The sequence below is a fragment of the Microvirga sesbaniae genome (genome assembly GCF_025460805.1).
GTDB classification, from domain to species: Bacteria; Pseudomonadota; Alphaproteobacteria; order Rhizobiales; family Beijerinckiaceae; genus Microvirga; species Microvirga sesbaniae.
Map to the genome: position 1 here is coordinate 1 of NZ_JAMXFJ010000080.1, position 7,708 is coordinate 7,708.

Genomic DNA, 7,708 nt, shown 5'->3' on the forward strand with positions numbered 1-7,708 from the left:
ACCGCCGGGGTGGTGCGGGCTTGGGGATGAAGGGACAGCATCAGATCCTCCACCAGGCCCGCAGTGGGCGCCGCGAGCCGTCGAAGCGCCAAGTATATTCCTCAATCGCCCAGCGCACCCGGTCCCAACAACGTTCCGCTACCAAACAGTTACTCATCAGCCTCTAGGCCTTCATGCGCTTTTCCCGGCGACGTTGCACGGAGGAGGGGATGTTCATTGAGTCGCGATACTTTGCGACAGTGCGGCGGGCAATCTCAACGCCGGTCTCCTTGAGTCGGGCGACGATGTCGTCGTCCGACAGCACATTATTGTTCGGCTCCCCAGCAACCATCGCCTTGATCCGGTGGCGGACCGCTTCGGCGGAGTGCCCATCACCACCATCGGAGGAGGCGATTGCTACGGTGAAAAAATACTTCAGCTCGAACACGCCGCGAGGGGTGAGCATATACTTTTGTGACGTCACGCGGCTTACGGTCGACTCGTGCATGTTGATCGCGTCAGCGACAGCCCTGAGATTAAGAGGCCTCAGGTGGGCGACGCCACGTTCCAGAAAGGCATCTTGCTGGCGGACGATCTCAGCCGCTACCTTAAGGATCGTCTTGGCGCGCTGGTCCAGGCTGCGAATTAGCCAGTTCGCATTTTGCAAGCATTCTTTGAGAAATGCCTGATCCCTCGAATCTTGGCTGGTAGCGCGTGAGACTTCAGCGAAGTAAGTTTGGTTGATCAGAAGCTTAGGCAGCGTGTCGGGCTCAAGCTCGACTTGCCACCCACCCCCAGGCGCCGGTTGGACCAAGACGTCGGGAGTAATGAACTCGGGGCCTCCGGATTGGAACCGGTTTCCAGGCTTGGGATCGAGAGCGCGGATTTCATGCAGCATGTCGAGAATGTCGTCTTCATCGACCCCGCAACGCCGCTTCAACGCCTGAAAGTCCCGCTGCGCGAGCATCTCAAGATTGGCGACCAAAGCTGCCATTGCTGGGTCGAACCGGTCGCGCTGCCGCAACTGTATCTCAAGGCATTCGCTGAGTGTTCGCGCAAAAACTCCCGGTGGATCAAAACGCTGCAATGTTCCAAGAACCCGCTCCACGTCAGCCTCCCGGACATTTAGGCTCCCGGCCAACTCCAAGAGGTCGACCCGAAGATACCCAGTGTCGTCTAGGTGACCGGCAAGCTCACCCGCAATCAGCTGGTCCTGGGGAGGGAATACAGTGAGCGCAATCTGACGAGCGACATAGTTATGCAATGTTTCTGATTCGGCGGTAAACTGGTCTCGGGCAAGGCCTTGTATGGGCGGAACGTTGGTTGTCGCGCCCGGTGATTTCGATTGACTAAGCCGTTCCAGCGCGCAGGACGTGGTCAGTCCATGGCCAACGTTCTCGTGTGCGCTGATGTACGCATCTCCCCCTGAAGTTGACAAAACATCGCTTGAAGCCTCGCCATCGTTTGACGCCAGCTCCAAAAGCGGGTTCTTCTCAATTTCGTGCTCCACGAACTGACGTAGTTCGGCATGCGTCAGCTGCAGCAAGCGGATTGACTCAATGAGTTGAGGTGTAGCAACGAACGTTTGCTTCTGACACTGGAGTATGCTTGCGGACGACTTCATGGCTAGCGCAAAACTCCTATCGAGCAACGCACTTCGCTGTGCGTAGGTGGGGCCTGTGAGACGTTGACGTGTCTGGGTCATGCGATGACCGCGCGCTCTAGCGGCCTTTAGCGGCCTTTAGCGCTTCGAGAACCATCTGCGGCGACGAGATCCCATAAGGGTCGGTCTCGCAATTGTCGGAGAAACCTTCCTCCTCGAACCACTGCTCCACCACACCATTGTTTATCACTGCGGCATAACGCCAGGAGCGCATGCCGAAGCCAAGATTTTCCTTGGAAACCAGCATCCCCATCTTTCGCGTGAACTCGCCTGAGCCGTCCGGGATGAGTTGGATTTTCTGAAGACCCAAGGCTTTGCCCCACGAGTTCATTACAAAGGCATCGTTGACGGAGAGGCAGTAGATCGCATCAACTCCTTCTGCCTCAAACTCGTCATAGAGCTTCTCGAAGTCGGGGAGTTGGTAGGTGGAGCAGGTCGGAGTATAGGCGCCAGGCAGCGAGAACAGGATGACGCGTTTGCCCCTGAAATAGTCGTCGGATGTCTTGTCTTCCCAACGGTATGGATTCGGTCCCCTTAGAGAGCCGTCGCGAACACGCGTGCGAAAGGTGACGAAGGGAACTGTCGTTTTCACTGCCATCGGTGTTGCTCCTCCAGAGTAGAGACTCGCGCATTGTTTCTCGGCCGGGGTGTGAAGCAACACGGGACTCGGCGGAGATCCCGGCCATGGGACGGGACCTCTGCTGCCCCCGACCCTTTTTCCAATTCGGTTATAGGGAGAAGCCTGGGCCGCGGTCTTTGCCACACGATCGACATCGATATTGGTGACCTTGATGTCTTGGGGCAGGTCTTCCGCACCGTTGGCGGTGGAAGTGAGATCGGCGACCCGCTGCTCACGTTCGCGGAAGAGTAGCAGTGCGATCGCGACAGGATCGTAAGGCAGACCGAGATAGGAACACCTGATAATGTTGACGAAGCCCCAACCGGCCTGGGCGCCCTGAACGTGACAGATTATCCAATCGGTCTCCCTACGGCCGTAACCGCCGATTGACCCCCGATCGCGCAATTCCGACAAACGCATTTCCGGACACTCAATAGGAATGGCGGCGTTGAGCAAAGGGCGCGCCGAGTGCGCCCGCGCGTTATGACGATTAGCACTCATGCCCGATGGACAATGCCAATCAGGTTCCGACAAGGCCTGCCTCCTGACACCGCGACGCATTTGCGGGGAACCATGCATGTCCTGTGCCAGAAAGGAAAATGCATTCCAGAACAATGTGTTGGCTGCAACACTGCCATGTCGCCTGTCGGACATTGTCGAATATCGGACCACACTCAGCGCGGTTGGATCCCGGTGAGTTGCATTGCTGCCGTGGAGCAATCTTGTCGGCCGCTCCGGGGGAGGCGCCAAGCCGTCGACATTTCCTGTCAGGTTTGTCGCATTCGCGGCATGGTGATGTTCGGCCCGAGTTCCTGCCCGTCGCTCAAGCCGTTGACCAGGATGGAGAAATTACTTCTAGAGAGGGTGCGGCGCAGTTGGCATGAGTTTTGAAGCTCTCCCGTCCTAGGGCAGCTGGTAGCTACCGGTCGAAGTGCCACGGCTCGGTGAACCACTGGAAGGGAAGAAACATGTCAGGTCTGCGTCAAAACCGCGTTCGATCGGGAACAGGCATCCCTCGTGGGCTCCGAATGTCCTGTTGGTCCGATGAGCGACGACACTCACAATCACGCAGTATCGACGAACGGCCGATCGATTTGGAGACGAAATTCGACCAGCATGTGCTTGCCTGTGTCCTCTCTCTCGCGCTTGAAGAGATCAATGTCGGTGAGGCGACTGCGACAGAGGCTACGGGCCTCTCGCTTGCCGAGTTGCGTAATGTCCTGTGCCGCAACTTCCCCGCTGTCCCTGTCAACGCCTTCGCCTTAGAAGAGGAGAAAGACCGGGAACCGGATATCGAGGAAGGACTACTGCGCGACCTCCTGTTGGCGCATGCCAGACCGGGCAGCCGGGTAAGCGCCCGCTTCGCCAAGATCATCGCCCGGCGGGCGCTGCGCAATGACCATCTCTGGCAGAACCTCGGCCTCTTTAACCGGGCTGAGCTCAGCCGTTTGCTTGCGACGCATTTCCCGATGTTGGCGGCAGGAAACGCCAAAAACATGAAATGGAAGAAGTACTTTTACCGCAGGCTCTGCGAGGCTGAAGGTTTCTCGACATGCCTCGCAACCAGTTGCCGGGAGTGCAAAGACTTCGACAACTGCTTCGGCTCAGAGGAAGGCGAAGGCCCGCTCATACGGTCCAAGGGCAGGCTCGGCTTGGATTAGGAGTGGCTTCCGTCAGCGGTGCATGGCCGCCGGATATTAACCACAACTAACTGAAGTCCACAGGCATTTTCCGCGGCGGCGTGTTTCGGAAGACGGGATATTCATCGCAGCCGAAACCGCGGGCGAGCACGCAACAAACGTTCCAGTCAAGTTCGCGTCGGGGGCGGAGACGGCCCAGACGATGCTCACATTAATCGACCACAGCTCAAAGGTAGTCGGGCCCGATCGGTCGTTGCAGTCGAGCTTCCTCCGCAAGCGCGCGGCCCGACGCTCAAACAGGCCAAGCAACGCAAGGCACCCACCACCAGAGCGATGCCCGAGGTCGTAAAGCCGCACGCAGGGATTCGAGAAGTTGCTGAACGATTGTACGGCGGCTCGCCTACCTTAGCAACTGAGAACTCAGTCAGAGGCACCTGTAGCTGAATAGAGGCCTGAAGTAACAGGTCGGCGCGATGTGCCCGCACACAGACGAGGGAGGTGGGCGTCATCAATTCTGCCATATTCCCCGTTGAGCAGGGCAGTGGCGTCTTCCACTCCAGTATCGAGATGCGCCACACCGCGCGCCACCAGCAGCCGAACTTCGCTGCTAGTTCAGCTGCAAGCGTCGACCCGTTCGAGATCGTTGCAGCGGACCAGAGGTCCGAGAACGCCTGTTCCAAGCCAACCTCAGCATTCGCGAGAGAGCCAATGAACGAAGCAAGGATTACTGAACTACTTGACCAGGAGGGGATCCGCGACTGCCTCTATTGGTACTGCCGTGGAATAGATCGCGCCGACGAGGCCACGCTGCGTAGCTCGTATTGGCCCGATCCCATGACAATCACGGTGCTCATTCTGGCTCCGCCATGGACTTGATCCAGTTTGCGATCGGTGCCTTCAAGACCAGACCGCGGAACGCCCACCAGATCGCGAACATCCTGATTGAGTTCATCGGCCCGGCAGCGGCTGCGGTCGAGAGCTATTTCACCGCGCTACAACGCGGACTGGACGAGGCCGGCGCCATACATCAAGTGCTTCTCTGCGGACGCTACTGCGACTTATTTCAGAAGAGGGCAGGGGAATGGCGGATTGCGGAACGTACTGTCGTCTACGATTGGGTCGAGGACCAGACCCCGCCAGCGGCCTCCGAGTCGGAGCGGTTCGGACCCCGGCGGCCAATCGGAGCATCGCATCCAGAAGACCTGATCTACGTGCTCAAGAAAGCCTGCACTTCTTCGGAGATATGAGAGTGTACTTCATATGAATGTAATGCTTGAACGCTATACTTCCTATAGTAACCGTGTATTTACGGCCTGTTATAACTTGAACCCTTTGCACTTGGAGGCGTTTTGCTCGTCCTGTCTGAGGAGGAGCCATGCTGACGGACGCACAATGGGCGATGCTGGAGCCTTTGGTGGAACAGTGCCGTCCGAAGGGCAAGACCCCACCGCGGGATCTGCGCCGGACACTGGATGCCACATTCTCTGGCGGCATGAGAATGGTGCTCAGTGGCGGGCGTTCCCCGCTGAACTGGGTCCATGGTGGCGGGCCGCTCAGACCTTCATCCGCTGGGCGCGCCTGGGCGTCTGGGAGCGTTTGCTCAACCTGGTGCAGGAGCGCGGCATCCAGCTTGGCATGACCTTCCTCGACGGCACCAGCGTGCGCGCGCACCAGAAGGCCGCGGGAGCGCGTCGACAAGGGGCTCTCAAGCTCAACGAGACGAGCGTGAAGCCCTTGGTCGCTCTCGTGGCGGCGATGGCACCAAGGCTTGCGTGATCGCCGATGGTCTCGGACGCGCTATCGCGTTTCGCCTTGCCCCGGGTCACGCGCACGAGCTGCCTGACGCCATTCCGCTGCTCGCCTCTCTGCCTGGGGACCGAACTGGGGCTGGCCGATCGTGGCTCTTCCAGTCACAGCTTCCGCGAGTACATCTGGAGCCTCGGTGCGAGACCAGCGATCCCGGCCAAGCCGAATGAGGCGCCGGTCGCCTGTCCGGACAGGGTTTACAACAATCGCAATGTTGTCGAGCGGCTCTGGGCCAGATTGAAAGAGTGGCGGGCTGTTGCAACGCGCTACGAGAAGACCGCCTCATCCTTCATGGGCGTGCTCTGCCTCGCCGCAGCAATCGACTGGCTCAAGAACTAACAGGCCGTAGTTCCGTCACCATTAATGATGATGGCCCACTGTGCCGGAGTGACGAACACTATTCGCCTCGGCACCGCCGTCTGCGTGCTGCCGCTTTATCAACCGCAGTGCCTTCTCTCCGAAATTGGCTTTGCCGATATTGTTTCGAGCGGCCGCCTTGAGCTCGGCGTCGGTTCTGAATACCAGCAGTTCGAGTTTGAGCGGTTTGGCGTCAATGTTGATGAAGCGCGAGCCGTATTCTTGGAATACTTGGACATCCCTCTCAAGGGTTTGCAGCAGAAGGTATTCGAGCACAATGGCAAATACGAGAAGTTACCTCTGGCGGCGATTTCGCTGCGCACTATCCAGAAGCCGACCTCGCCGATTTGAATCGCCACCGCGTCCGGGCGCAGCATGAGCCGGGCTTATCGTGAGGGACACCATCTATTCGTCACGGCATTCCACAACGGCTCGGAGAGCTTAAGCACCCTGCGAAAAATATCGAGGAAGCGGCGGCTTGCGAGGGAAAGAACATCACTGACTCCAAGATATCGCTTTTTCGCTGCTGCTATGCCAGCGATAATGACGCGGAGATCACGAGCTATCTCGATAACGCACGCTTCCAACGCCGACTGTCTGGAGCACGGCATCAGCGCCGCCAGCAGAATCAGGATGGTTATGTGCTGCAGGAAACGCCGGCGCAACAGGACATGTCCTTTGGGGTCATGCGCGCGAACCTGCCGATCGGAAGTGTGAACCGAGTGATCGATCGCCTTCTGGAAGAGATGGACATCCTAAAGCCCAGATTACAATTCCGACCCAGCTGGGAGATTTCAATCAGATGACTATGCTCCAACAGATCAAACTCTGGGGAGATAAGATCATCCCCGCAGTCAATAAATCTATCGGACATGGGAGCACCTTTGCCACAGATTGAACTGAGAGACTGTTGAACAATTTTGTTGCTCGATGTAAGCTCGAGTTTGGCCAATCAGGCGGCATGGCGAAGTGCGTATAGCAAGCATCGCTGAAGCGCGCGTGAGGGTTTTGGCATTTTGCGCCGGCGCCGGGACGTGAGTAAACCCGTTTCGCGCCAGATGTTCTCCCGCACCGCAGCCAGAGTATCCGCAAACGTCGGATGAGACTTGCGGTACCAGCTGTCGGTCCAAACAGCCGTGCGGGTGCGCTGACCGAGTTGGGTCGCCAGAAGGGTTATGATCGAGAATAGGCCGAACAAGCAGGGCGTCGTGCGGGCGACAGCACGGCCCGACCATTGCCGCTGGGTCTCCACGCCCAGATGGGCGCGCGCCTCCTGGAAGGTGACCTCGAGCTGCCAGCGCAGGATGAACCAGCGGATGATCGGCAGCGGGTCGCGCTTCGGATCGGTGCACAGCAACGCCTGGGGCGAGAAGCGCCTGAGCGGATCGCGCAGCAGCACCCAGCGGATCGGCACGACGGGCTTTCCGCTATGGCACCACACCGCGGTCGCAGAGCAGAATTCGATCACACGGTCTCCGTCGCCATACCAGCCCGGCACTGTGACGCGGCGCCAGCGGGTGCTCGTCCGCTTCAGCACCTCAGACAGGGTCGGCATGCGAGCGCCTTTGGTGCGCGGCCGGCCCGCCGTCCCCGGCCGGCGCCATGGGGCCGGCTCGTAGAGAGCCGCATCGAGCCGCAGCCGCG

3 protein-coding genes and 4 pseudogenes are annotated in these 7,708 nt (G+C 58.9%); 4 read left to right on the plus strand and 3 right to left on the minus strand.

Annotated features, from left to right (window positions below):
* Positions 1–163: 163 nt before the first annotated feature.
* Together rpoN and OCW50_RS32330 are read right to left on the minus strand one after the other, a co-directional pair.
* A complete protein-coding gene (gene rpoN / locus OCW50_RS32325; protein ID WP_210804951.1) occupies positions 164–1,603 on the minus strand; it encodes an RNA polymerase factor sigma-54 in 1,440 nt (479 codons plus the stop codon).
* Positions 1,604–1,700: 97 nt separating this feature from the next.
* A complete protein-coding gene (locus OCW50_RS32330) occupies positions 1,701–2,240 on the minus strand; it encodes a peroxiredoxin (RefSeq protein WP_210804953.1) in 540 nt (179 codons plus the stop codon).
* Positions 2,241–3,229: 989 nt separating this feature from the next.
* Between OCW50_RS32330 and OCW50_RS32335 the strand changes: the two genes are divergently transcribed.
* The 4 genes and pseudogenes from OCW50_RS32335 to OCW50_RS32350 form a co-directional block, all read left to right on the plus strand.
* Complete coding sequence (locus tag OCW50_RS32335; protein WP_170316113.1) at positions 3,230–3,922, plus strand: nitrogen fixation protein NifQ; 693 nt, start codon at positions 3,230–3,232, stop codon at positions 3,920–3,922.
* 687 nt (positions 3,923–4,609) lie between these two features.
* Positions 4,610–5,148, plus strand: a pseudogene (locus OCW50_RS32340) (nuclear transport factor 2 family protein).
* Positions 5,149–5,276: 128 nt separating this feature from the next.
* Positions 5,277–6,046, plus strand: a pseudogene (locus OCW50_RS32345) (IS5 family transposase).
* 3 nt (positions 6,047–6,049) lie between these two features.
* A pseudogene (locus OCW50_RS32350) lies at positions 6,050–6,962 on the plus strand (LLM class flavin-dependent oxidoreductase); the annotation flags it as partial.
* A 54-nt stretch (positions 6,963–7,016) separates the two neighbouring features.
* Here OCW50_RS32350 and OCW50_RS32355 read toward each other — a convergent pair.
* Positions 7,017–7,708: pseudogene (locus OCW50_RS32355) on the minus strand (IS701 family transposase); the annotation flags it as partial.